Source organism: Shewanella algicola (assembly GCF_014648035.1).
Taxonomy (GTDB): domain Bacteria; phylum Pseudomonadota; class Gammaproteobacteria; order Enterobacterales; family Shewanellaceae; genus Shewanella; species Shewanella algicola.
Map to the genome: position 1 here is coordinate 83,712 of NZ_BMQI01000001.1, position 26,565 is coordinate 110,276.

The 26,565-nt window shown below is 43.8% G+C and carries 22 protein-coding genes; 13 read left to right on the forward strand and 9 right to left on the reverse strand.

The genetic code is table 11. From position 1 onward, the window contains the following. Positions 1 to 19 precede the first annotated feature (19 nt). Both IEY42_RS00360 and IEY42_RS00365 read left to right on the forward strand, forming a co-directional pair. Positions 20 to 355, forward strand: coding sequence for a hypothetical protein (locus IEY42_RS00360; protein WP_188920229.1), 336 nt, complete (start codon positions 20 to 22; stop codon positions 353 to 355). A gap of 103 nt (positions 356 to 458) precedes the next feature. After that, positions 459 to 1,286, forward strand: a complete 828-nt coding sequence (locus tag IEY42_RS00365) for a potassium channel family protein (protein ID WP_188923408.1) — start codon at positions 459 to 461, stop codon at positions 1,284 to 1,286. Positions 1,287 to 1,367: 81 nt separating this feature from the next. Here IEY42_RS00365 and mrcB read toward each other — a convergent pair whose 3' ends face one another. The 3 genes from mrcB to IEY42_RS00380 form a co-directional block, all read right to left on the reverse strand. Next, entirely contained in the window at positions 1,368 to 3,680 is a 2,313-nt protein-coding gene (gene mrcB / locus IEY42_RS00370; protein WP_188923409.1) for a penicillin-binding protein 1B, read from the reverse strand. A 61-nt stretch (positions 3,681 to 3,741) separates the two neighbouring features. Then, on the reverse strand, positions 3,742 to 6,306 hold the full coding sequence (gene hrpB / locus IEY42_RS00375; RefSeq protein WP_268244257.1) for an ATP-dependent helicase HrpB: 2,565 nt from the start codon (positions 6,304 to 6,306) through the stop codon (positions 3,742 to 3,744). Positions 6,307 to 6,372: 66 nt separating this feature from the next. Further along, positions 6,373 to 8,694: a putative bifunctional diguanylate cyclase/phosphodiesterase gene (locus IEY42_RS00380; RefSeq protein WP_188923411.1), complete on the reverse strand. Its 2,322-nt coding sequence runs from the start codon at positions 8,692 to 8,694 to the stop codon at positions 6,373 to 6,375. A 185-nt stretch (positions 8,695 to 8,879) separates the two neighbouring features. Between IEY42_RS00380 and thpR the strand changes: the two genes are divergently transcribed. Further along, the gene (gene thpR, locus IEY42_RS00385; protein WP_188923412.1) at positions 8,880 to 9,422 is read left to right on the forward strand and encodes an RNA 2',3'-cyclic phosphodiesterase; all 543 of its coding nucleotides are present in this window, start codon (positions 8,880 to 8,882) and stop codon (positions 9,420 to 9,422) included. A gap of 85 nt (positions 9,423 to 9,507) precedes the next feature. Here thpR and pepB read toward each other — a convergent pair whose 3' ends face one another. Beyond that, positions 9,508 to 10,782, reverse strand: a complete 1,275-nt coding sequence (pepB, locus tag IEY42_RS00390) for an aminopeptidase PepB (protein ID WP_188923413.1) — start codon at positions 10,780 to 10,782, stop codon at positions 9,508 to 9,510. 158 nt (positions 10,783 to 10,940) lie between these two features. Here pepB and sfsA point away from each other — a divergent pair, with 158 nt between their 5' ends. The 8 genes from sfsA (at position 10,941) to IEY42_RS00430 (ending at position 18,033) form a co-directional block, all read left to right on the forward strand. After that, the gene (sfsA, locus tag IEY42_RS00395; protein WP_188923414.1) at positions 10,941 to 11,645 is read left to right on the forward strand and encodes a DNA/RNA nuclease SfsA; all 705 of its coding nucleotides are present in this window, start codon (positions 10,941 to 10,943) and stop codon (positions 11,643 to 11,645) included. A 138-nt stretch (positions 11,646 to 11,783) separates the two neighbouring features. Continuing rightward, positions 11,784 to 12,227, forward strand: coding sequence for an RNA polymerase-binding protein DksA (gene dksA / locus IEY42_RS00400; RefSeq protein WP_188920244.1), 444 nt, complete (start codon positions 11,784 to 11,786; stop codon positions 12,225 to 12,227). A 128-nt stretch (positions 12,228 to 12,355) separates the two neighbouring features. Further along, a complete protein-coding gene (gene gluQRS, locus IEY42_RS00405; protein ID WP_188923415.1) occupies positions 12,356 to 13,243 on the forward strand; it encodes a tRNA glutamyl-Q(34) synthetase GluQRS in 888 nt (295 codons plus the stop codon). Between the two features lie 235 nt (positions 13,244 to 13,478). Then, positions 13,479 to 14,789: a polynucleotide adenylyltransferase PcnB gene (gene pcnB / locus IEY42_RS00410; protein WP_229779839.1), complete on the forward strand. Its 1,311-nt coding sequence runs from the start codon at positions 13,479 to 13,481 to the stop codon at positions 14,787 to 14,789. Positions 14,790 to 14,791: 2 nt separating this feature from the next. Further along, positions 14,792 to 15,277 carry a 2-amino-4-hydroxy-6-hydroxymethyldihydropteridine diphosphokinase gene (folK, locus tag IEY42_RS00415; RefSeq protein WP_188923416.1) on the forward strand — a complete coding sequence of 162 codons (486 nt, stop codon included), beginning with the start codon at positions 14,792 to 14,794 and terminating at the stop codon, positions 15,275 to 15,277. 65 nt (positions 15,278 to 15,342) lie between these two features. Beyond that, positions 15,343 to 16,137, forward strand: a complete 795-nt coding sequence (panB, locus tag IEY42_RS00420) for a 3-methyl-2-oxobutanoate hydroxymethyltransferase (RefSeq protein ID WP_188923417.1) — start codon at positions 15,343 to 15,345, stop codon at positions 16,135 to 16,137. 75 nt (positions 16,138 to 16,212) lie between these two features. Next, entirely contained in the window at positions 16,213 to 17,067 is an 855-nt protein-coding gene (gene panC, locus IEY42_RS00425; RefSeq protein WP_188923418.1) for a pantoate--beta-alanine ligase, read from the forward strand. Between the two features lie 447 nt (positions 17,068 to 17,514). Continuing rightward, positions 17,515 to 18,033: a DUF4124 domain-containing protein gene (locus IEY42_RS00430; protein ID WP_188923419.1), complete on the forward strand. Its 519-nt coding sequence runs from the start codon at positions 17,515 to 17,517 to the stop codon at positions 18,031 to 18,033. Between the two features lie 21 nt (positions 18,034 to 18,054). On the opposite strand, the gene IEY42_RS00435 is transcribed toward IEY42_RS00430, so the two are convergent. Beyond that, positions 18,055 to 18,252 carry a YheV family putative zinc ribbon protein gene (locus tag IEY42_RS00435; RefSeq protein ID WP_188920256.1) on the reverse strand — a complete coding sequence of 66 codons (198 nt, stop codon included), beginning with the start codon at positions 18,250 to 18,252 and terminating at the stop codon, positions 18,055 to 18,057. 145 nt (positions 18,253 to 18,397) lie between these two features. Here IEY42_RS00435 and IEY42_RS00440 point away from each other — a divergent pair, with 145 nt between their 5' ends. Continuing rightward, on the forward strand, positions 18,398 to 20,314 hold the full coding sequence (locus IEY42_RS00440) for an ABC transporter ATP-binding protein (RefSeq protein ID WP_188923420.1): 1,917 nt from the start codon (positions 18,398 to 18,400) through the stop codon (positions 20,312 to 20,314). A 45-nt stretch (positions 20,315 to 20,359) separates the two neighbouring features. Next, positions 20,360 to 20,821: a TIGR02444 family protein gene (locus tag IEY42_RS00445; RefSeq protein ID WP_188923421.1), complete on the forward strand. Its 462-nt coding sequence runs from the start codon at positions 20,360 to 20,362 to the stop codon at positions 20,819 to 20,821. Between the two features lie 87 nt (positions 20,822 to 20,908). Here IEY42_RS00445 and IEY42_RS00450 read toward each other — a convergent pair whose 3' ends face one another. From IEY42_RS00450 to IEY42_RS00465, 4 genes are all read right to left on the reverse strand, one after another. Continuing rightward, positions 20,909 to 21,673, reverse strand: a complete 765-nt coding sequence (locus IEY42_RS00450; protein ID WP_188923422.1) for a hypothetical protein — start codon at positions 21,671 to 21,673, stop codon at positions 20,909 to 20,911. Between the two features lie 74 nt (positions 21,674 to 21,747). Next, a complete protein-coding gene (locus tag IEY42_RS00455; protein ID WP_188923423.1) occupies positions 21,748 to 23,814 on the reverse strand; it encodes an alkyl sulfatase dimerization domain-containing protein in 2,067 nt (688 codons plus the stop codon). A 121-nt stretch (positions 23,815 to 23,935) separates the two neighbouring features. Continuing rightward, the gene (locus IEY42_RS00460) at positions 23,936 to 24,832 is read right to left on the reverse strand and encodes a LysR family transcriptional regulator (RefSeq protein ID WP_188923424.1); all 897 of its coding nucleotides are present in this window, start codon (positions 24,830 to 24,832) and stop codon (positions 23,936 to 23,938) included. Between the two features lie 136 nt (positions 24,833 to 24,968). Then, complete coding sequence (locus tag IEY42_RS00465) at positions 24,969 to 26,555, reverse strand: GMC family oxidoreductase (RefSeq protein WP_188923425.1); 1,587 nt, start codon at positions 26,553 to 26,555, stop codon at positions 24,969 to 24,971. Positions 26,556 to 26,565: the final 10 nt, after the last annotated feature.

A 26,565-nucleotide genomic window follows, 5' to 3' on the forward strand; every position in this document is an offset into this window, starting at 1 on the left:
AGTAGGAGATAACCTTGTTATGAGTTCAGGTAAACCGTTACCGGATAAATGGCTTAAAAACCAACAAGCCGCAAAAGCCACGCAAGTGGCTTTTGATCTAGATGAAAAGTTTCAATACTCCATCCGTAAAGCCGCTTTAGATAAAGGCGTAAGTCCGTCTGATCAAATACGCACCATCCTCGGATTATCGGTCTCTAAACGACCTAAACGCCCTAGACTAACCGTATCGTTAAGTGGTGAAGACTACGTGCTATTGGCACAAAAATATGGCTTAGATAGTGATGCTCAGTTAGAGATCAAAAAACGCGTACTTGATGATCTAGTTCACTTTGTTGATAAAACCTCGTCGACTTAACTCTACTTAAAGCTGATTTAAACAACGCACTAGGCTCGCGCCTTGTGCGTTTTTTGTTATGATAACCACTCATGCTTAACAATTAATTAAACAGGCTTAATTCATGTTTGAATCTAAACGCTGGACACTTAAAAATATAGATGGTCCCAGTCCATTTGAGTTAGCCATGATGGTGTTGTCATTGGTGTCGGTAGTCATCGTACTGACCATTACTTTTGGCCGTTTAGATACCGAAACCAATAAAGTGCTGCTGTATATCGACAGCAGCATTTGTGTGATTTTTTTGAGTAAGTTTTTTTATGGTTTATTCAAAGCCCGCAATAAAACCTACTACCTGCGCCACCACTGGATAGATTTTGTTGCCAGTATTCCTGCCATTGAAGCGCTACGGTTTGCACGTATATTTCAAATTTTACGGGTAATCCGTTTAATCCGCATGAGCCGTTCACTGCTTATTCCGTTACTGCGCCAACGCAAACAAACCACATTAGCCAGCTTATTAGTGGCCATGGTGTTAATTTTAGCCACGGCTTCTGTACTCATTTTACTGGTGGAAAGCGCCGAACCTAATGCCAATATTCAAACTGCAGAACAAGCCATTTGGTGGGCATTAGTGACGATTTCGACTGTGGGTTATGGCGACTTTTATCCGGTGAGTACCATAGGTCATGTGATTGGTGGGTTAGTGATAATCAGTGGCGTGAGCTTTTTCGGGGTCATCTCAGGTTATATGGCATCGGTATTTGTCGCCCCGGATGAAACCGAGCGTCAAGAAGAGCAAGATGCAAAAGAAGCCCACAAAGAACAAATCAATAGCAAACTTGAAGCGGCGCTTGAACAAATGCAGCAGAATCAATTACAGATGGAACAAAATCAGCAAGAGATGCTTACTGAAATTACCAAGCTAAGGCAACAACTCGATAAGCCCTAGCAACACCCTTACCACGCAGCAAATATATAAAAAAAGCCCAACGTCAACAAGACCTTGGGCTTTTAATGGCATAGCCGTTTGCTAGCCACCCACCAGCTTTTGCCACCAGGATAATGGCTCACCGCAATTCTCTGCAGGGCGATAGCTGGCTTCTAATGCTGGTAAACCCACAATATTGTCGCAATTACCTTGTTTAGCCATGCCGGTGGTACGATCAAAATAGCCATTAATCACCCCATTGACAGGGATCATTCGCAAACTCATCGGTGGACGTTGTTGTAAGAATGCCTGATAGACCGCCATTGCGCCGCTACTGCCATATAAGCCTGTTTTGCTGTTGTCGTCTTGACCAACCCAAATAGCCGCTACATTTCGCTCGTCAAAGCCTGCAAACCAAGAATCACGACTGTCATTACTGGTACCGGTTTTACCCGCTAAACGCACACCCGGGAAGGCCGCGCCTAATCGTTTAGCCGTACCAGAGCGCACCACATGATTCATTGCATATTGCACTAAATAATCGGTAGCTGGCGCGATTGCTTGCGAACTTGGCGCCCGGCTAACATCTAATGCCTGGTTTTGACTGTCTAACACTGCGGTAATCGACGTCAACTTACGATAACGCCCCTCATCTGCCAAGGTTTGATAAACCTGTGCCACCATTAAGGGTGAGCCATTGACAGCGCCTAATAACATTGATGGGTAAGGCGATACTGACTCACTCCACCCAGCCTTTTGTAAGGTGTTAACCACACTATCAACGCCAACGGCCAAGCCGACATTCACTGTGGGCACGTTCATTGAGTCTTTAATCGCTGTGAGTAATGGCACTTGCCCACTGAACTTTTTACCAAAGTTTTTAGGCGACCAGGTGTTACCTTGCTCGTTTTTCAAGGTAATCGGTTTATCGTCAATCGGTGTAGCCAAAGAAAACTTATTGCTTTGATTTAATGCAGTGGCATACACAAAAGGTTTAATGAGTGAGCCAATAGGGCGTCGAATTTCAACGGCGCGGTTAAAACCCTGATAACCCGGTACCTTATCGCCAACCATTGCCGCAATACCGCCACTGTATTTGTCGGTAACCACCATGCCCACTTGGATATTTTTAGCACGCTTATTCAATGACGCCATAGTCGACGACACTGCCTTTTCAGCCGCCTCTTGGGCCATAGGGTCAAGGGTGGTATACACTTTTACCCCTGATTGTTGCAGCAATGAATCACCATAACGGTCACGTAGCTCTTGTTTTACCACAGCAAAAAATGCCGGTAATTTTTGATGCACTGACTTTTTAGCACTGCGTAAACCCAGTGGCGACTCTGCAGCAGCTTTGTATTGGGCGACGGTCAGTTTGTCGTTTTCCATCAATAAGCGCAATACTAAGTCGCGACGATCCTGAGCCCGCTCAGGGTAACGCCAAGGGTTGTAGTATGACGGCCCTTTAATGACCGCAACTAAAAAGGCTTGTTGCGACAATGTCAGCTCACCGACAGGACGCCCAAAATAAAACTGCGAGGCTAACCCCATACCGTGAACACCACGCGCCTTGTCTTGCCCCATGTACACTTCGTTGAGATATGCTTCTAAAATTTCATCTTTGCTGTAGCGAAAATCAATAATCAGCGCCATTAGGGCTTCACGCACTTTACGCACAATAGAGCGCTCGCTGCTTAAAAAGAAGTTTTTAGCTAACTGTTGGGTTAACGTCGAGCCTCCTTGTACGGTACGACCTGCTGATATATTTACCAGCGCTGCACGGGCAATAGCCAACGGGTTTACACCGTAGTGATCATAAAAACTGCGGTCTTCAACCAAAATAAGGGCATCAACAATACTCGAAGGCATTTCGGCTGTTGGCACAAATAATCTGTCTTCGCCATCGCCAGCAATAATCCGGTCAAGCAATACCGGCTCTAAATGAAACACGGCCAATTCGCGTTTGTCAGACATTCGCTTTACCGAGCTCACACCGTTTGAATCAAAGCTTATCATCACCCGTTGTTCAGCTTGATTACCCTCAGGGTGCAAAAATGGGCGACGCCATAATTCAATCTTGGTACTTGAGGCAGAAAACTCACCCACTTGGCGCGGATTAGCCACTTTGCGATAGCCTAATAATTTGAGTTCGGCCATTAATTGAGGGTGGTTAACCGCAGCACCAGGATATAACGCCATTGGGCGGCTAAAGACTTGCGCAGGCAAATGCCATTTTTGCCCCTCAAATTTTTGGGCAATAATTTGGTCTAAATAGATCGCATAAAAAGTGACGACAGCAAGGCCAACAAGCAACAGTTTCCACGTAAATGACCACAGTGGACGCCACCATGATGTGGTCGACTGTTTAGCTTTTGACTTTTTAGTGTTAGTTTTTTTAGGCGTTTTTTTTGTCATAAATCTTCATTCGTTTAATGTTGCACAGTAATCGATTCGCCTTAACTCACATGCGGTTTGCTTATAAACCGGGCGTTTTCTTTTTAGTAAATTTAGTGGCGACGGTATTCACTGGGTCATCGGGCCATAAATGGCGAGGATAACGACCACGCATTTCTTTTTTAACCTCTACATACGGCCCTTGCCAAAAACTGGCTAAATCAGCAGTCACCGCAAGCGGGCGTTGCGCCGGAGACAATAACTCCATCGTCACAATCATTTTGCCATGCAATATACTCGGGCTTTGCGCTAAACCTAACGCTTCTTGTAAACGCACGCTTAAGACCGCTCGGCCTTGATCTACCTCACTGTGGTAAAAATCGCCATTGGCGTCTAGTGGCATTTGGTATCTTATTGGCGCTCTGGTACCTGTTGCCATAGGCCAATGTGTTGGTACTAATTGATCAAGTAACGTTTGTTGCTGCCAGCTTAAGCGGTTTTTCACTAACCCATACGCATCGACTTTAGCTAATGCGGCCAGCGAGTTAACCTGTTCAATATATGGCCCTAACCAATCAGTCAAGGTGGCCATTAAATGGGTGTCAGTCAAGCACGGCCAATCATGTTCTGAAGCATAAAATCGCGCTAACTCGACTCGGTATTGTAACTGGATTAATGCCGCGTCACGATTAAGGATTGTTAACCCTTTTAAACGAACTTGTGCTAATAATGCAGCGGTAATGTCAGCACGCTGCGGAGCAATACCAGTATCGACTTTAATAATAATCTGGCCGATTTTAGTGTGTTTTTCGGCAAAAAATCGCCCTTTCGCTTCATCCCAGCCACCTTGCACTTCGCGGGTGACTAGATCGCTCAGCTCATGGTCAAATAAACGCTCGTCAAGTCGGGCGGCTAAATACACTTGCCCAGCATTACGGCCTTGAGTTTCTTGAAAATCAGCAACCACTAACCAAGGCTCGTGTGCCAGGCTGTCATCAGCGGCAATCACCACGCCGGTACCGTTACTGAGTAAAAAACCATCTTGTCCTCGTGCTTTGCCAATACGGTCGGGGTAAGCGAGTGCTAACAAATAACTGATGTCTCGAGTTGATGCTTGGCTTATGGCATCTTGTAACTGGCCTGATATGGCTAACGATTGCTGCCATTGACGCACTTGCTGTTTAATTTGCCCGTGCAAAGCTTCGGTTAAGTAATGATGAATGTCGGCGCCTTTTTTAGGTAAACCGCGCGCTTCAATAATACCCGCCAATATACAGGCTAAGACGCACAATTGCGGCAAAGATTGTTCACTAGCAACCTGTTTAGCCTTGAGCAGCATATGCGCCAAACGCGGATGACACCCTAAGGCATAAGCCTGGCGCCCGAGTGCGGTTAACTTTCGCTGTGGGTCAGTTAACGCTAACTGCTGCAATAACTGCCATGCAACTTGTTCATGAATGGCTGGCGGTGCTGTCAGTAATGACAACTCGGAGAATGTTTTTGCGCCCCAGCTGGCACAATCTAATGCCATTGATGTGAGCTCGCTGAGGCTAATTTCTGGCTCATCAACTTTGCGTAAACGCCCATGCTCTTCCTGGCTCCATAAACGCACGCAATAACCCGGCGCTAAACGCCCTGCCCGGCCACTTCGCTGCACAGCAGATGCTTGACTAATACGCTTAAGCCCTAAACGCGTCACGCCGGTTTTAGGATTAAAGCTGGCTTCACGCCGATAACCACTGTCGATAACAATTGTTATCCCTTCAATAGTGAGACTGGACTCAGCCACGTTGGTCGCAAGTACAATTTTACGCTTACCAGGTTCGGTTAACCCAATAGCCCGATCTTGCTCTGCTGGGCTTAAATCACCATACAAAGGGCAAATAAGCCATGTTGGCTCTAAACGTTCACGAAGCAAGCGGGCCAACTTATTAATTTCACCTTTACCGGGTAAAAACGCTAATACGCTGCCGAGTTGATATTCACTTAAACTGGCATCATTAACGGTGTCGTTAATCACCTTTGCCATATGCATTAACCAGGGTTGCTGGGCAGGGCAAGGTTGATAGTGATGCTGCACATCAAAGCTACGCCCTTGACTGCTAATTTGCCGTGCCTCGGGCATTAAGTTGCTCAGTGGTAAGCCCGATAACGTGGCCGACATGGCAATTATCGTTAAGTCATCACGTAATGATTGTTGTACCTCAAGCGCGAGCGCAAAGCCGAGATCGGTAGGTAAATGGCGCTCGTGGATTTCATCAAAAATGATGACAGCTACTCCAGCAAGCTCAGGGTCATGCTGGATCATCCGGGTTAAAATACCTTCGGTGACGATTTCGAGCCGGGTATTTTTGCTCACTTTCGTGTCGCCCCTAACCCGATAACCCACATCCTGTCCGACAGCTTGTCCTAATTGTTTTGCAATAAATTGCGCCACATTACGCGCGGCAACTCGCCGTGGTTCAAGCATGATGATTTTGCCGTTAATTTCTGGCCAGGCTAACATGGCTAACGGCAAGGCTGTCGATTTGCCCGCACCTGTTGGCGCTTCAAGAATGAGCTGTGATTGCTCATTAAATGCTGTGCGCATGTCGGCTAACACGGCATGGATTGGCAATGTGGCAGATGAAGGGTGTGATGAGGTCAACGGCATTTACTTTTTTATCGCTATTTACGACGTATTTTATACTAATACGTCGCAAGGATACATGCACTAATCGGCAACGCTTAGTCCTAATGCTTGTCTTTCTTCTGTGGTGACAATGCTGATCGAGTCGGTTAACCATGGTGTTCGGATACCATTGGTTAATTCGGCTAGTCGGGTTGGTTTATTAATGGCGTAGCCCTGGGCGTAATCTACGCCGATATTTCTTAAATACTCGCCAATATCGGTATTTTCAACAAATTCGGCAATCACTTCAAAGTTCATGTCTTTGCCTAATTGGCAAATGGCCGCCACAATGGCTTTGTCGCTGCGATTACTGCATAAGTTCACCACAAATTGTCCGTCAATTTTAACGTAATCGACATTGAGACATTTTAAATAAGCAAAACTTGAAAAGCCTGAGCCAAAATCATCCAGAGCCAATTTACAACCAAAAGGTTTAAGCAAATCAATTAAGCCTGTGGCTTGATCTAACTGACTTACCGCTGCGGTTTCAGTAATTTCAAAACACAGTTTATCGACTAACTCTGGCTCAACCATCAAACGCATTTCGAGCCAACTCATGAATTTTTGGTCGGCTAATGACATTGCTGATAAGTTAACGGACACCATAGATAATTCTCGCCAAGTGTCGAGATTGTCACTGCCCCATTTGAGTAAATTATCGATAACCCAGCTATCAACTCGCGAGGCTAAGTTATAACGCTCTGCGGCGGGTAAAAATATCCCAGGAGACACATAGGTGCCGTCGCTTTGCACCATACGCAGCAGGATTTCCATGTGAATACCGCTTTCTTTTTTATCAAGCGGTTCAATTAATTGATAAAACAATTCAAATTGATTTAAGGCTAGCGCACCAGTAATGTCTACCGAGGCCAACATTTGGTTATACATAGTGTGCATTTGTGGGTCGTCTGGATTATAAAAATGCCAACGGTTTCGACCTTCCTCTTTTGCTAAGCGGCAGGCTGCATCCGCTTTACTCATTACGCCATAAATATCTGGATCGTCATAATCTACCTGAGCAAGACCAATACTGGCACTGACATTATGCTTAATGCCTTTCCAAGTAAACTCATGACCAAACAGCTGCTGGCAAATACGTTTTGCCACCAATTGCGCCGAGGTCGCATCTGAATAATGCATTAACAAACCAAACTCATCGCCGCCTAAACGCGCAACGACATCACCTTTACGTAGTAATTGTTTGAGTCGAGTAGCCACTTGCTGCAATAACAGATCGCCAGCCTGATGGCCGCTAAGATCGTTAACCACTTGAAATTGATCAAGGTCGAGAAACGCAATACAAGCAGGCGCATGGTCATCTTCTTTTTGCAGTTCATCAAGCATGTTTTCAAACTGCAATCGGTTAGGTAATCCGGTTAACACATCATGATTAGAATGAAACGACAGTTCATCAGCTAATCGGTACCGTTCACTCACATCTTCAACAATTAACAGTAATTGTTGCTGGCGATTTAATGCATGACAAAAACTGAATTTGTACCAATGATTTTTAATGCCATTTTTAAGCGGAATTTCACACCAGGCCTGACGCAAAATACCTTCCCTAACGATATGCAGTGTATCGTTAAGTAACGGATGGTCCTCTGGGCGTAAAAGGTCAAATAAATTATCATTAACCTTAATTGATAGTGTGCTCTGCCACACATCATTTAGCAGCACGACATTGTTATGTAAATCAACTAACGAAGATGCCATCGGCAATAATTGAAATAACTCTTGGTATTGCTTATCTTTGCTATCAAGCACCACCGCTAAACGGCGTAACTCCAGCGATGACGCTAACTGATAAGCTGTGTCATCAAGGAGCTTATTGATAAACGCGGCGGGGTCAGGTTGTTGCTCTGCAATCGTTGTTTGATCTGCTACACATAAGGTGGCTAATACAACCTTAACATTACCTACACTGATCACAGGGCTTATCGCAAGCTGCTGACAATCAATTTTCAGTGACGAAAACGTTTGCAGCAAATGCTCAAGAATTATTGGCTCTGTGGTAGCGGCGGGCTTATTATCGACTGCGGAATAAATGATGGGATGTACATGAGTAAACAAGGCTTCACACAAGCGAAGATTGTTATTGACGCTTTGATTAAATAATACCTGCACATCTGGCGACTGACCAAAATAGCTTACACATTGCTGTTCTGTCGTATCAATAATATCACTGTCTACGGCAAATACTTTATCAAACTGGCTTGTGATGATAAAGGCAGCACTACAATCTAGTCGACTACAGACGAGTTTTAGTGCCCGATTGAGCAGTTCTAATACAGAGGTATTATTCCCTTCAATAGGTCCATTTGTGAACACACTTTTCAATAGTTGCTGGGTGCTATCTGCCATTCATCAACTCAGTCAAGGTTTGCAATTCAATTTGCTCAGGGATAAAAACGTGCGCTATTTTATCGTGACGTTTCAACTAAGTGTAGTTTAGACATTCAACAATAACGACATTAGTTTTGTATCATACTGTATTAATAATCTATTCGTGTTTGGGTTTCAACTCATTACTAATAAAGGCAACGCTTATGCATATTACTTTACCGCAACGATTATTTGTCGGTTTTAGTTTAGCGAAACCGCAAATAAAACAAATATCCATGATACAGCTTGAGCTTGCGCCATTTTTAAATACTACTGCTAGGCCGGTTAACCTACACAATTTACACATGACTCTCGGCTTTTTGGGTCAAGTAGATCCGACCAGTTACCTCCAATTACTCAATGAAATTGAAGCCATGCCTAAAATCCAGTTTAGCCAAAATTTAACCTGCCACACATTTTGGCCACAGGCTAAGTTAGTTTGCTTAGCAGGCCAAGCAACAGAACCCTTAACGACAATGGCACGCACAATAATTGAAATAGCCGAACGCAACAACTTTTATATTAGCCAAAAAAAATATACACCCCATGTGAGTGTATTTCGTCATGTTAACATGCCGCCATTAGCCAAATTGCGATGCACAACAAAATTACAGCTCGAACCAACACATTTACATTTGTATCAATCGAGCAACCATTCGCACCAAGTTAATTATTCAATTTTAGCCTCTTGGCCTTTAACGCAATAAAAAACCACTGATAATAGAGGTTCATTATCAGTGGTCATCTTTAACAGCACGATTTTAGCTGTCTTTTGTTAAAAGGCTTGTGTTGCTAATCTTTTAATAGCTCAGCAATGGTCAATACGCCGTGAGTGGTTGCACCCGCGGCCCACAATGCCGAAGCTGAAGACTCAAATGCGCCAGCTAAGTCAACGTGTAACCAGTTTGCCTCTGGTGACACAAAACGCCATAAGAAACCTGCGGCATTTGATGCTCCGCCAGCGCCGCCCCCTTTTGCAGGACGGCTGTTTGCCGTGTCAGCATAAGCCGATGGGCACATATCTTTGTGCCAAGGGTCTAACGGTAAAGGCCATACGTTTTCAGACACAGCAGCAGCACGCTTTTGTGCAAGTTGTAACGTGGCTGTTTGCGGCGAGAAAATCGCATTGTAGTTAGAACCCACAGCCATAACTGCGGCGCCAGTCAGAGTGGCGGCATCAATAATTAATGGTGCGCCAGTATCTGATGCGGCTTGTAGTCCATCGGCTAACACTAAACGACCTTCGGCGTCAGTATTAACGATTTCAACTGTAGTGCCATTTTTATAGGTCAAGACATCACCTAACTTAAATGCACGGCCACTGACTAAGTTTTCTGCGCAACATAAAAACAGTTTGACTCGTTTATTTAATCCAGCTTTCATCGCCAAGCCTAATGCTGCAGTGACAGTTGCAGCGCCGCCCATATCGCACTTCATGGCGAGCATACCTTCAGATGATTTTAAGCTATAACCACCTGAGTCAAAGGTAATCCCTTTACCGACCAATGCTACTGAAACAGGTGCATCTGCAGCTAGTGGGTTGAAATCAAGCTCAAGTAAAGCAGGTGGACGTTCACTGCCACGGCCAACAGCATGAATGCCGACCCATTTTTTTTCTAATAATTCCTGGCCTTCAACAATGTTAAAGCTGACTTTGTCGCCACCAATGTCTTTAAGCCATGCTGCAGCCTGTGTTGCCAAGCTTACAGGTGATAAATCTTCTGGGGTGTCGTTAATTAATTTACGAGCAAATTGTGCTGCTTCAGCGCGCTGAGTTAAGGTCGCTTGATCAGCATCACTGCCACACCACAGCACTTGATAACCCGCTTTTGCAGTGGCAAAACCTTGTGCAAATGCCCATTGAGTGTGAACACTCCACAAATCACCGGCTAATTGCACAACATTGACGCCTTGATTGCGTATTTTTCTTGCTGCCATCTGAACCTGGCGCAATTCTTCCGAGCCAGATAAATGAATCAAAGCTTGAGCACCTTGATACGTCACATCAGCCTTGCCCCAATGGGCAGCAGGAGCTTCAATGGTGAGCGTTACTGTCATAATATCCATAATGATTCCTTGTTGTGCGCCAAACGGCGCAAATATCTTAGTCTACCGAGCAAACGTTTATACGAGCTAATGGCAGTAGTGTAGACAAAACATAATCGATAAACCAAGCTAAAATTTGTTAGTATTGTTGTAAATGAACCTATGGCATATTGATACGCATGCAATTTGAACCCAAATTAGAAACGGGTGTTTTACTCAAACGTTATAAACGCTTTTTGGCCGACGTAGCCTTACCCGATGGGCAAGTCATCACGATTCATTGTCCTAACACGGGTTCGATGAAAAACTGCCTATTTCCTGGTGAACCGGTTTGGTTTTCAACCTCAGATAACCCCAAGCGTAAATACCCTCATACATGGGAGCTAATGCAGACGGATCAACAGCATTTAATCGGTATTAATACCGGACGCGCAAACGCCCTCGCAGAAGAAGCCATCAATCAACATGTTATTACTGAACTTCTCGGCTATGACACGTTAAAGCGCGAAGTAAAATATGGCAGTGAAAATAGCAGAATCGATATCTTGCTCACTAGCCAAACCCTACCAGAGTGCTATATTGAAGTGAAAAGTTGTACTTTGCTAGAAGACCAAGTGGGATATTTTCCTGATGCCGTCACTACGCGGGGACAAAAGCATCTACGCGAACTTATTCATATGGTCACAATGGGCCACCGAGCAGTATTATTGTTTGTGGTACAGCACAGTGGCATATCGACCGTAAAACCCGCGCGACATATAGACCCACAATACGCAGACTTACTTGAACAAGCCGTTGCTAAGGGTGTTGAAGTGTTAGCTTATAAAACAGAACTGTCACCACAAGGAAGCCAAATAATTGGACCTTGTAATGTGATGCTGTGATCAAAAAACACTGAAATACTGAGTAAAAAATTTGCCTAGCTATAGAGTTTCTGCTATAGATAGCGGCCGTAAAAATAAGACATAGCGGCCGATAAGTTAAGACGCCCTTAAAACGCAAATGATTACAGGAGATGCGTTATGCCTGAAGGCACTAAAACACTTGGCGTACTCGCTATTGCTGGTGTAGCTCCTTACCAGGAGTCAGCTGGTGAAGAGTATATGAATACCAAGCAACGTGGTCACTTTAAACTGATCCTCGAAGCATGGCGTAACCAATTGCGTGAAGAAGTCGACCGTACGTTAACTCACATGCAAGATGAAGCAGCAAACTTTCCTGATCCTGTTGACCGTGCAGCACAAGAAGAAGAATTCAGCTTAGAACTCCGTGCTCGTGACAGAGAACGTAAGCTGATCAAGAAGATTGAAAAGACATTACAGAAAATCGAAGAAGACGATTTCGGTTTCTGTGATTCTTGTGGTATCGAAATTGGTATCCGTCGTCTTGAAGCACGCCCTACTGCCGATCAGTGTATCGATTGTAAGACGCTCGCTGAGATTAAAGAAAAACAAATGGCGGGTTAGTCTGTTATTTATTAGGGCGAGATTATCTCGCCCTTTTGATTGCTTTAATCTAAAAATAAACCGCGTAGTAGCGTAACCACACAATGGATTACGCCTATGCGAATTTATCGACCAAAAAATTCATCCTCATGAGCACACCTCACTACATTGGACGTTTTGCGCCATCTCCCTCTGGGCCGTTACACTTTGGCTCGCTAATTGCTGCTTTAGGCAGTTACCTTCGTGCACACAGTCAACAAGGCCAATGGCTTGTTCGAATTGAAGATATCGATCCCCCTCGTGAAATAATAGGTGCCAGTGACGACATTTTGCGTACGCTCGACGCCTACGGATTACATTGGCATGGCTCAGTGTTGTACCAACAACAACGTTATGATGCTTATCAACAGCAAATTGATGAGTTAATTCGTCATGATCAAGCCTACTTTTGTCAATGTACTCGTAAAATCATTCAAGCACATGGTGGCATATATGATGGTCGCTGCGGTTTACGTCAGCCACGCTTAACTCAAGGGGCTATTCGCATACGCAATCAGGCTAACGCTGATAATTTCAACGACTTAGTTCAAGGTGAAGTGACGGTAGATAAGCGCTTTGCAGCAGAAGACTTTATCATTAAACGCAGTGATGGTTTATATGCCTACCAATTAGCCGTAGTGCTAGATGATGCTTACCAAGGTATTACTGAGGTCGTTAGGGGTTGTGATTTACTCGAAGCCAGCTGCCGGCAAATTAGTTTATTTTCATTATTAGGCTTAGATGCCCCACAATGGTTACATTTACCATTAGCATGCGCCCAAAAAGGCTTTAAATTATCGAAACAAAACCACGCCCCTGCAATAGACACCAAGCAACCACAAGCCAGTATCAATGCTGCGTTGAGCTTTTTAGGCCAGCCAGAGGTCGATGTAGATGCGGTCGAGGTGATGCTACAACAAGCGGTGGCACAATTTAGCCTAGATCGGATCCCAAAACACAAAGAAATCGTATTAGCAGCAACAAACCTGGCAACATAGTGAATAAATGCAGTCGTGGTTGTGCATTAAGCGGTTTTAGCCCCTTTGCACATATACTCATTGCATCACATTTAATGTATTATACCCGCCAGATTTTTAATCAATTTATTCGAGTATCACGAGGTGTATTATTTTTCGCCGTATTAGCCAATTCTGTAAACAGCTATTTGAAGACAACAAAGTAGCTCCAGCACTTGAAGAGCCCGTTCAAGAAGATGGCTTACGTCTGGATATTATCTCCAGAGATGGTCACTCTATTTCACGTCGCCAAATTAGTGAAAACGCGCTAAAAGTGCTTTATCGCCTGAATAAATCTGGCTACAAAGCCTATTTGGTCGGTGGCGGTGTGCGCGATATTCTACTCGGTCTGCAACCAAAAGACTTTGACGTAGTGACCAACGCCACCCCAGAAGACATTAAAAAGTTATTCCGCAATTGTCGTCTAGTAGGACGTAGATTCAGGCTGGCTCACATTGTATTCGGTCGCGATGTTATCGAAGTGGCAACGTTTCGCGGTCACCATGGTGAAACTGACGACAAAATATCTAAGTCAAACGCTGAAGGTCGCTTATTACGCGACAATGTTTACGGCGAAATTGACGAAGATGCAGAACGTCGTGACTTTACCATCAACGCACTTTATTACGATATCAGTGACTATTCTATTCGCAGTTACGGCGGTGGTATTAGCGATCTTAACTCGCGTACTATCAAACTGATTGGCGATCCTGAAACACGTTATCGTGAAGACCCAGTGCGTATGTTACGTGCCGTTCGCTTTGCTACTAAACTGGATATGCAGATCGACGCCACCACGGCTGAGCCAATCAATGCATTAGCGCCATTATTAAGTGACATACCTGCTGCGCGAATGTACGAAGAAGTGCTAAAACTTTTCTTTGCCGGTAAAGCACAAGCCAACTATCAAATGATGCAAGATTTTGGATTATTTGCACCGTTGTTTCCGCAAGTGAGCGCATTAATTAGCGAATCGCCAAAAGGCCATACCGCCAAAATGCTTGACGCCGTGATGCGTAATACTGATTTACGCGTAAGCCAAGAAAAGCCTGTCACACCGGCATTCTTTTATGCGGCTATTTTATGGTACCCATTGAAACAGCGTGCCGATGATATCGCCATTGAAAGTGGCTTAACCCATTACGATGCACACGTAGCCGCTATGGGTGATGTCATGGAGCAACAATGTCGCACCATTAGCATTCCGCGCCGCTTTAGTACACCAGCCAAAGATATTTGGCAGTTGCAGTTACGCTTAGAACGCAGCCAAGGCTCTCGCGCTTTTAAACTACTAGAAAACCCCAAGTTTAGAGCCGCTTACGATCTACTGCTATTGAGAGGTGAAGCTGAAGCAGGCAACACAGCTAAAATTGCAGCCTGGTGGCAATCCTTTGTCGAAGCTGATGAAGCTGAACGTGGTGATATTGCCAAAAGTGTCAATAAAAGCAGTAACAGCCGCAACCGTAATGCGCCGCAACGCAAACGCCGTCGTAAACCTGCGGCCAAACCTAAGCCAACAGCTGAGTAGCCATGGCTGTACAAGTTTATGTCGCGTTGGGGGCAAATTTAGCCAAGCCAACACAACAATTAGATGATGCCGTGGAAGCGCTAAAAGCATTAGCAGAAAACGGCTCATTGCTTGTGTCGAGTTATTATGGCTCAGCGCCAATGGGAGATGTTGTACAACCTGACTACGTTAATGCAGTCGCAGGTTTTATGACATCATTACCGCCCATCGACTTACTCGACGCATTACAACACATAGAACAACAACAAGGGCGTGTAAGACTGCAACATTGGGGGCCACGCACTCTCGATTTAGACTTACTCCTTTACGGCCAACAGCAAATATCATTGCCACGACTCACAGTGCCACATTACGGCATGAAACAACGTAGCTTTGTATTAATACCCTTAGCAGACATTGCGCCAACCCTCACACTACCCTGCAATACCAGCCTTGAAAGCCTGATTAGTGTGACAATGCGCGATGAACTGCAAAAGCTTATCGAGTAGAGTTGATCTTAACCGGCTGCACATTAAGCTCAGCTTTTTAGTATTTCAATTTTTAAGAGTCTACTATGTCAAAAGTCACCAGTTCGACCCTAATCAAGTTCAAAAAAGAAGGCAAAAAGTTCACCGCATTAACAGCTTATGACGCTAGCTTTGCCGGCGCATTTGACAGCGAAGGTGTTGATGTATTGCTCGTGGGCGACTCACTGGGCATGGTGCTGCAAGGGCATGACGACACTTTACCGGTCACCATTGCAGATATCGCTTATCATACCGCTTGTGTTAAGCGCGGTATTTCTCGTGCGTTATTAATCGCCGACATGCCATTTATGAGCTACAGCACACCAGAACAAACCATGGAAAATGCCGCAATACTCATGCAAGCGGGTGCTAGCATGGTTAAAGTAGAAGGTGGACATTGGTTACTTGAAAGCGTAAAAATGCTAACAGAACGCGGTATTCCAGTATGTGCTCACTTAGGCTTAACGCCGCAGTCAGTCAATGTATTTGGTGGTTTTAAAGTCCAAGGTCGCGATGCAGAAAATGCCCAACGAATTCTTGACGAAGCCAAAGCACTGCAAGCCGCGGGAGCACAATTGCTCGTGCTTGAATGTATCCCACCACAATTAGCTAAAGCCATTACTGAAGCCCTGACCATTCCAGTAATTGGCATTGGCGCAGGCGCAGATACCGACGGACAAATCCTTGTGATGCACGATGTACTAGGTATTTCCAGCGGTTATATTCCACGTTTTTCTAAAAACTATCTCAAGCAAACTGGCGAGATCCGTTCAGCCATTCGAGCCTACATCGACGAAGTAGCTAATGGCACTTTCCCTGCTGAAGAACACACATTTAACTAGCCACAAACTCACCTGCTTGTGCTGCCATAATAATGCCGCGCAAGCGCGTTTATTTTAGTAAGGTTCGACAATAATATGATTACCACCGCTGCCATTTCAACCATTCGCGAACATGTCAAAGCCTGGCGCATCAGAGGCGAAACCGTGGCTTTTGTGCCTACCATGGGTAACTTACATCAAGGTCATATCACCCTTGTTAAGGAAGCCAAAACCCGTGCAGATCATGTGGTGGTGTCTATTTTTGTCAATCCAATGCAATTTGGCCCTAAAGAAGATTTAGACGGTTATCCTCGCACGCTAGAACAAGACAGCGAAAAACTGGTTGCCGCCGGTGCTGAGCTATTATTTACTCCCACACCCGAGCTTATTTACCCTAAAGGCTTAGCGCAGCAAACCTTTATTGAAGTACCCCATATTGGCGATGAACTATGCGGTGCAAGTCGCCCTGGGCATTTTCGTGGAGTCGCAACCATTGTGGCTAAACTGTTTAATATTGTGCAGCCCGATATGGCGTTGTTTGGACGTAAAGATTTTCAGCAATTAATGATTATCAAAACCATGGTTGAAGACTTATCTATGCCAATCGAAGTGATTGGTGTTGATACCATTCGCGAAGCATCTGGACTAGCAATGAGCTCTCGCAACGGCTATCTCACTGCCGATGAAAAACACCGTGCTGCAAGCTTAAAGCGCGCTATCGATAGCGTTATAACAGCAGTACAACACGGCCAAGATCACCACCAAGCTATCGCCCAAGCAGAGCAACAACTTAAAGCTGCCGGTTTTACGCCTGATTACTTTGAACTCAGAAGCGCAGACTCCCTCCGACAAGCCAGTGAAAATGACAACCATCTTGTGGTCATTGCTGCCGCATACTTAGGTAAAGCGCGTTTGATTGATAATGTGTCATTTTCTCGTCACCCTAAATAATAATCATTGTTAAATAGACGACCCTTTTCGCTAAGTTAATAAAATAAAAACAAAGATTATTCATTTTTATAAAAAATCCATTGTCAAAAAACTGGTTTTATCGATAAAATTGAGCCATATTTAATCAATCCAACGGCATAGAAAAACCATTGTCGTTGGGTAATTACGTGAATACGATTGATATGTAGTCAATATCCGGTAGCGCGAATGGCGAATGTCTTACTTTAGTAAAGTAAAACTATGTTAACCTGCTCAATTATTAAGTTGATTAACATTGCTCCCGCAGACAGTCAAAGTATAAAACGATACCGGCATGAGTAAACACGGTTACAGGGTATGTGAGTCGACACGGTAGTCAGCTAACTAAGCCTATGATGGTGGTATCAATATCGTAAGCACCAAACTCAGGTATTAAGTCAAAAGTACAGCAAAAGGATGTGTGGCCGCATGGCGAAAAGACTGTTATTCATTTTGTTGGCTTTGAGTGCATTTAGCGCTCAAGCTAATACTATTTACAAATGCATGAAAGACGACAAAGTCGTTTTCAGTCAAACTGTATGCCCGCAAGAATTCCGCCAGCACAAAATTGAATACCAATTAGGTATTACTACCGAAATTGACTCTGACAAACGTGAAATTAAAGAAGATCCGCTTAAAGCCCTACTTAATAAGCAAACCATTTCTAAAGAAAAGCTTTTGCAACTACTTGACGGTGAGATTTATCGCTTAAAGCAAGAAAACAGCTATTTTGAAATTTTACGCGCCAGCGAGATTCAAAAACTAGACCGTAAACGTTATTGGCAAACTAAGCCAAAAGAAGACCCAAGTTACGGTTTAGAGCTGCAAGAAATTACCGATCGCTTTAATGATTTAACCAAAAATAATATCAATGTCATCAGGGTATTGAATCAGCATAAAATGAAAATATCTGCTGAAACGCCCCCTGACGAATATATGAGCAATTAAGCTTAACGCCTAACGGCTCCATTAATCGGGTTTAAATACTCCAATCATACTGCCGCTGGCTTTTTTCGGCACTTCAATATCGGTTTGTAAGGCACGGTAATCACAATCTGTGCATTCTACCGTTTCGATACCATTTTCTTTAAACAACAAAATACTGTCTTGTGCGCCACATTTAGGGCATTTAGCGCCGGCAACAAAGCGTTTTTTGATTTTGGTCATAATTTTTACTCTTAATGATACCTTCTAATTTATACGCCTATTTTGCCTTATTCATCCACATGAGTCCCGCGATTGTGGGAAATAAATTGCAGATGCGATATCATCTACGCCATTATTCTATTGTTAAATATTCAAGTTGTAATTAATGATCAACATTAGCCAAGCTCAATTAGTTCGCGGCAGCAAAACCCTTCTCGATGAAACCTCACTGACTATCTACCCTGGACACAAAGTGGGCTTGGTCGGTGCCAACGGTACCGGTAAATCATCATTGCTTGCACTAATATTGGGTCATTTACACCTTGATAAAGGCGACTTTAGCTTGCCTGCAGGTTGGCAAATTGCCACCGTAGCCCAGGAAACTCCAGCACTTGACGTATCAGCTCTTGAATACGTGCTTGATGGTGATGTTGAGTATCGGCAACTCGAAGCCCAACTTAACCAAGCTCAGGATGACAATGACGGTAATGCTATAGCCCTGATCCACGGTAAAATTGATGCCATTGGTGGTTATGCTATTCGCGCACGCGCTGGAGCATTGCTTGCAGGTTTAGGCTTTAGTGAAGCAGAGCAAAGTAACCCAGTTAAAAGTTTCTCGGGTGGCTGGCGTATGCGCCTTAACTTAGCCCAGGCGCTATTGTGTCGTTCCGATTTATTACTCCTCGATGAGCCAACCAACCACTTAGATTTAGACACCATGTACTGGCTAGAAGGTTGGATTAAATCTTACCAAGGCACGTTAATTTTGATCAGTCATGATCGCGACTTTATTGATGGCATTGTTGATGAAATTGTTCATGTTGAAAACCATAAATTAAACTTCTACAAAGGTAATTACAGCGCCTTTGAACGCGTGCGTGCTGAACGTATGGCGCAACAACAGGTTGCCTTTGAACGCCAACAAAAAGAACGATCGCACATGCAATCGTTTGTTGACCGTTTCCGTTACAAAGCCAGTAAAGCAAAACAAGCACAAAGCCGTTTAAAAGCGCTTGAGCGTATGGCAGAGTTATTACCATCACAGGTTGATAACCCTTTTCAAATGGCATTTAGAGAGCCAGAAGCCCTGCCTAATCCACTTGTTGCAATGGAAGATGTGTCGATTGGTTATGGCGACAAAACTATCCTTAAAAAAGTACAGCTTAATCTGGTGCCTGGTGCTCGTATCGGTTTATTAGGCCGTAATGGCGCGGGTAAATCGACCTTAATTAAGTTGTTATCAGGGCAACTCCACGCTAAAACCGGCAAGTACGAGCCTAACCCTGGGCTCAATATTGGTTACTTTGCCCAGCACCAAATCGAGTTTTTAAGCCTAGACGACTCACCGCTACAGCATTTAGTGCGCTTAGCTCCGGCCAGTACGCGCGAGCAAGAATTACGTAATTTTTTAGGGGGGTTTGGCTTTAATGGCGATATGGCATTAGCCCCAGTAAGACCCTTTTCTGGTGGTGAGAAAGCACGTCTAGTATTGGCATTATTGGTGTGGCAACGTCCTAACCTGCTGTTACTCGATGAACCGACCAACCACTTAGACTTAGAAATGCGTCATGCATTAACCATGGCATTACAAAACTTTGAGGGCGCAATGGTCATTGTATCGCATGACCGTCACCTGCTTCGTCTAAGTTGCAGTGATTACTACCTGGTTGACCAAGGTGTAGTGAAGTCATTTGAGGGTGATTTAGACGATTACCATCAATGGTTACTCGATGCAGCCAAAGCCGCTCAAACCAATAATAAGAACGAGGCCCAAGCTGCGGGTGGCGATCAAATTGATAAAAAGCAACAAAAGCGCATTGAAGCAGAGCTAAGGCAAAAAACCTCACCGCTTAAAAAACAACAAGCCAAATTAGAAACTCAACAACAAAAGATTTCACAACGATTGGCTGAATTAGAGACAGAACTGGCAGATGGCAGCTTATACGAAGCCGAGAACAAAGCCAAAATGACTCAAGTGCTTAACGAGCGCACCAGCCTAACCCAGGAAATGGACGAAAGTGAAATGAACTGGTTAGAGCTACAAGAACAAATTGAAGCAATAGAACAAACGATCCAACAATAAAATGTTGACTGTGGCGTTTATTCGTAAACGCCTTAGGAAAAACCAATGCCAACACCAATAAATCGTCCTACTTTTACGCCCAACTTATGGCGCGAGTGCGAACAAGCTTATGCTCAAAATCCTCGCGCTTATATCCTATTACAAGACAGTCACAAGATAAATGTTAACTTATTATTGTTAGCCCAATATCTTGATGACAAAGCGTATTTATTAACTCAATCGCAATGGGAAATACTCATCAGCACCACCGCGCAGTGGGAAGAAAGCGTATTGCAGCCATACCGAAAGTTACGTCGTATTGCCAAACAACACTTAGCAGAAGATGAATATCAAAAAATGCTCGATGTTGAATTAATCATGGAGCGCAAGTCGCAACATTTGTTATTACAACGGCTCAATAGCTTGGTTGGTGAGACATTCAATTTAAAACATACTAATAACTCAAATACACAACATTATTTAAGTTTATTGGGTTTAGACCAAAGTGTCATGGCAACGGTAAACTAAACGCTATACACAGTTTATTACAAGCTAAAACAGCACCCACCCACTACATTGTTTCAAATGAGTGCAGTTTTTAACCTTATTGAGTACTTAAAATTGATAGTTAAACTCTATTCGGTGATCACCACTTTTAAAGCTATCGTGTTCAGTCCAATTCGCGTAATAACGAATATTTGATCTTGGTGCCAACTGGTAAGACACAATAAACTCATGAGCAAAGGCAGAAGACTCCCCAGAAACCCCCTGTTCTTTATAGGTATCTGACCCAGACAAGCTCGACATCCACATTGGATTGTAGTTTAACCAAACGTTATCTGTAATATCGAGTTTACTGTAAAGACCCACCATACCGAATGTGCCAGGGACCGAATAACCACTGGTCATTTGATCGTCATCTCCAACAACATTATTCCCAAAAGCGGCTCCCACACCAACAAGCGGGTACAACTGCAAAGGACCATATGCAGGAAGCGCTTGGATCAAGCTATATGAAATGGCCCCACTCTCATTGTTAAAGTCATAATTAACATCGAGTTGCGAGCCTCTTCCGTTAGTTAAATCAACGCCAAAATTACGAAAGCGCATACTATCAACACTATTGTTAGCCTCATCTCGCCAACCGAAAGTCTCTCCCATTAAGCCTTTAAACTCGAAAACATTCATGCCCATAGTGGTGTCACTTCCAGTATCAAAAGACTGACCCAATTTAATATTGACGCCTTTATCGGTTGTCCCGACACCCATTTGTGTATAAACCGCCAAAGGATCTGACATATCTTGGATTTCGCTGTTTTCATCAGCCACAACCTGACTCGAAAAAAGCACTGCGATTGCTAAGTAAATATTTTTTTGCATGACTTAATCTCCAACACTAACTGAATAAGAGCACCCACTCCAAACAAGCTGGGTGCTACCTCAAATGACATAAATTACCTTGTGACTATCGGTACTTGCTTGCCATACGGCGATTCGATGTGCTCGATAAGTACCTTAAGAACAGGCTCTTCTGTTGTTAGTGTGTTAAAGAAAAATAAGTCGTAGAACGCTTTACGGGATATGACCTTCGGCAAATTACCCGCGCTATGACCAAGCTCATGCACCATTACCCCAGAGCGAATGCCAAACGTATAATCAACACCATCGAGAATTACGTTAGTCAACAGGGTATCTTCTGGCGTACTACTGAGTTTTTCAGAGTTAAGCCTAGTGCGAAGAATTTTAAATAAGTCGTCCATTTCCATCTCGTCCATGGTGTTTTCGGACAGGTTTATCATCATATCTGACATCACAAATGCACCATTTTCCAGCTCCATTGCACCAGTGAGTGCCCAGTTTCTCCAGCCAGGGGTTGACTGCGAATAGCCCCACTGTTTCATTGCATCTGCTTTAAGCTGTTTCATTTGTTGATCTTCAGGGTTAGCCCGCACAGCCCAGGTCGTAATATCCATCGTCCAGCCGTAATTACCGGCTTTAAATGCTTTTTCAGCAGTCTCATAGATATTGTCTCGCCCGCCTAACGCCTCAACATACAGCTCTGCTCGGTCTTCAAAATTAGGTTTTGCAAACTCCGTTGGGTCGCCCTGATACCAGCCCATATAACCGTTGTAAATATTGCGAACATTTTGCTCTACAGAGCCCCGTAATGGTCGGTGATATTCATGATCGTTGATGTGTTCAGGTAATGTGATATGCAGTTCTATCTCATCACGAGTCATGCCTTTGTTCATCAAACGGATCGTTTCATCATATTGATACTGTAAAGAGTCACGCCATACACTGAACACAGATTCAACATAGTCTTCACCGGTTACAGGGCGTCCATGATGATTGGTGAAGCTTTTCGCATGATATGAGCGCATGCGATCGACACTGTCTTTCCATTCTTCCATATCACGGTATTGTGCTCCTCGAATGGTGTAAACATTAGGGATAGTCTCTCCCTGAATAGAATCCCCTAATAACATTTCGCCGTTTTCAGGCATGTAAATTGCGATATGATCGCTAGACTCACCCGGCACATGGAAAAGTTCCATTTCAACCCCATCGATGACCATGATTTGCTGATCATCAATTGTGATATTAGGCTTTGCCGTAAACGTGGTTCTTGGGTCATAAACTTCTTTTGGCACATAACCAATGCCTTGACCGACATAACCTTCAGCTCCCACTTCTAATGGGGCACCAAAAGCATACATACCGCGATGAGACATCAATGGCGATAAGAAGCCAGATTCTAAGGCAAACATCTCGAACAGCTTTTCATGTGCAATCACATTGATTTCACCAGCAGTAACTTGCTCTGGCGTGACATAAGCGCCGGTACCAGACAATTGATCAGGGTGGTGATGAGAGTAAATAATGGTATGGAACGGTAGATCTATCCCCGTTGCTTCACGAAATTTCTCTATGGCCACTTCTGCAATTTCGTTAGAGTAATGAGTGTCAAATGCGATTAAGCCTGTGTCACCCACAACAATGGTTGAGTTGGTCATTTCAAACCCGTATATCTGATATACCCGATCAGAGAGTTTATAAATGGTGGGCTTCATGATGCCATGCATGCGTTTTAGTTCAGGATGTACTGAATCACTCGCTTGGATATTGCTATTGCGCAGCTTTGCTTCATCTTCTGATTCAAATATGTTGTAGTCAGCACTCCATATCACTTCAGGAAGATTAACGGTGCTTTTTAAATCTTTCAGCACCTTGTAGTTATCTTTAGCATGCGTGCCAGATTTAAAATCAACTTTAACTAAGGCGTTTTCTGGTGAGCCAGCAATAAAGACGTCGAGATCTTTTGGGTAGCCTCGAGTGTCATGATTATGCACTTGAGTTGCCGCAATATAACCGGCAATAGAATCATCGTCATGTTTAACTTCTACATGGGAATGACCATTAACCTGGAGTGTTTCACCTAATGTAAAATGATTATGCTGCTGCGCGTTGGCGGTTAAGCTAACAAGACCTATTGCTACGGCTAGTAAATTCTTTTTCATGTTGTTACCTCTACAATTTAATAAACGACTATTCGTTTATTTGTTGAGGCAATAATAAGAATTAGAGGTGATTAAATATATTAATGATAACTAATGTCGATCATTCAATTTTATTATCACGCTAAGGTGAAGTGAGCACTTCTTTAAATAGGCTAATAAGCCACATTGTGAGGGGATCTTTATCATTTTTATAATGATAATAACTACATATATTAGGTGTTAAGGTGGGTATTTTCTCTTCAAGCGTGAAGGATCGATATACATCGGGGTCCATAAATCGATAGAGCATCGAGCAAGGAAAAATCATATCGGTATTTTGTACCACATCCAAAATGCCTTCCGGTAATTCTGAACGATAACGTACATCAACTTCCAAACCTAAAGCATCAAACGCTTGTTCTGCATACGATATTTTCGAGTTCCAATCACTCGAAATAATCGTAGTAAAAGGGTATTTTGCCGCTTCAGCCATACTCACTACATTGGCTTTTATGGGGTGATCTTTTCTGATTAAACAACGAAAACTGTCTTTTGCAATACTCACTTCTCTTATCTGTTTGTCCTGACTGGTTATTTGATAATGAACACCTATTTGGATTTGATCTGACCTAATCAGTTCTAAGGTATGTTGAGACCATTGGTGAATATGTATTGTTAAGTTTGGTGCTTCCTCTTTGATTTTTTTTAAAAAGCGATGCCCTAATAATGGTGCAAGTAAAGGCGATACTGCTAATGAAATGGTTTGATTAATATGTTGAGGATTAAAGTCGCTTGTCTGGGTGACAGACTGCTCAAGATGATGAAAGGTTTCATATGAATTTTGATACAGTTTATCGGCAAACGACGTTGGCTCAAGCCCCTGCGGTACTTTGACAAACAGTTCATCATTAAACTGATGCCTTAACTTTGATAACTGCTGACTTAAAGAAGGTTGTGAGCTGTGTAATCGCTCTGCAGCACGGCGCATGTTCTTTTCTTGGTATAAAACGAAGAATATTTTTAGTCTATTTAAATCCATGTAGACCTCAGCACTCGTGTTGTAAACAGATAACGAGCCATAACATAATGGACCATGATGAAAGGCACGCTTTATTCTATACCGTTAACCGCACTATAGAGACATAAAATGGCACTCATTCATCATATAAGCCTAATTATTTCGCTGTCAGCTTTTGCGCTAATACTGTCGCATTACGGGCCACAATGCCATAAATAGTCAATTGTGGGTTAGCGCCTAGGCTGGTTGGAAATACTGATCCATCCATCACTGATAAGTTTTCAAAATAGTGTGAATTACCATAACTGTCGACCATCGCCTGGGTTTTGTCTTCACCCATGGCACAGCCACCCATCACATGCGCCGAGGCGACAATGGTTTTGATTAACCCTAAATCAACTTGATTAATACTTTGTTTAGCATCATTCCAAGAGTCAAAGAAATTCAATCCATCATGCATTGGCAGCACTTTTTTGGCACCAGCTGCAAATTGTAATTCTGCCATCGATAAAAAGGCGCGCTTTGCCCCACGCCAAAAACCTTCTGTTAACGGGTAATCAAGCGCAAAACTGTCATCGGTTAACCTGACTTGTCCACCCGGACTTTGCTCATTAAAGCCGTCACGAATAAGCGCTATGGTCACCTGCATTTGATTAAAGTTTGCCATTAATTGGGCATGGCTTACCCCATACCCAATCGTTTTAGAGGCAATCAATACCGGATGCACCGGCGCGACTTCTAACTTGTAACCTAATTCACCTGCTGCACCGTCTTGCCAGACAAACTCATCGGAATAAATCGATTGTGGCGCACCACTATGGCCATTAATTTGCTCAGAAAACATCGCGCCAGATAGTAATGAAGGGTGCAAAAAGGTTTTGCCTAATTGCTTGTGAGGATCGGGCGTATTTGAACGCATTAAAATGGTTGGCGTGTGAATGGCACCAGCACTCAAAATATAGTGTTTGGCACTGAAAGTAATGGTTAATGCTGTGGGTTTAAATCCTTCTGTCATCGCTTGAGCAGTAAGCCCAACAACCTTGTCCCCTTTATGTTCAAGCTTGACGACTTTGGCCCGTGAGATTAATGTCGCACCATGCTCAAGCGCACTGGGTATAGTGGTTACCAGCATCGATTGCTTAGCATTAACTGGGCAACCCATTCCGCAATAACCAGTGTTCCAACAGCCTTTAACATTGCGTTTTATGACAGTGTATTCCCACCCCAATTTTTCACAACCATCACGTAATGCACCGTTGTTACGGTTTGCCTCGTATTGCCATTGCTCGATATTGAGACGCTGCTCCATTTTTTCAAACCAGGGCTGTAGCTCAGTCGCCGACAACCCTTTAACCGATTTAGCTTGTTGCCAAAAATCTAATGTTGGCTCCGGTGTGCGTATCGAGGTAGTCCAGTTAACCGTTGTTGAGCCGCCAACGGTACGGCCTTGAAAAATACCAATGCCTTTATCTGCGGTTTTTAATGCCGCGGCTTGTTGGTATAAATTAGGATAAGCATGGCGCTCTTCCATATCAAAATGCGTTGACGACTTTAACGCGCCGCCTTCAATCATAATGACTTTAAGCCCAGCTTGAGACAATATTTCAGCCGCTGTTCCGCCACCAGCACCCGTGCCGACAATAACGACATCCGCCTCAAAATGACGGTCTTTCTCTAATGTGCTGGCATCAATATGGTGCCAACCCGCATTCAGTCCTGTGATAATAGGATCAATAATAGCCACGAGAATACTC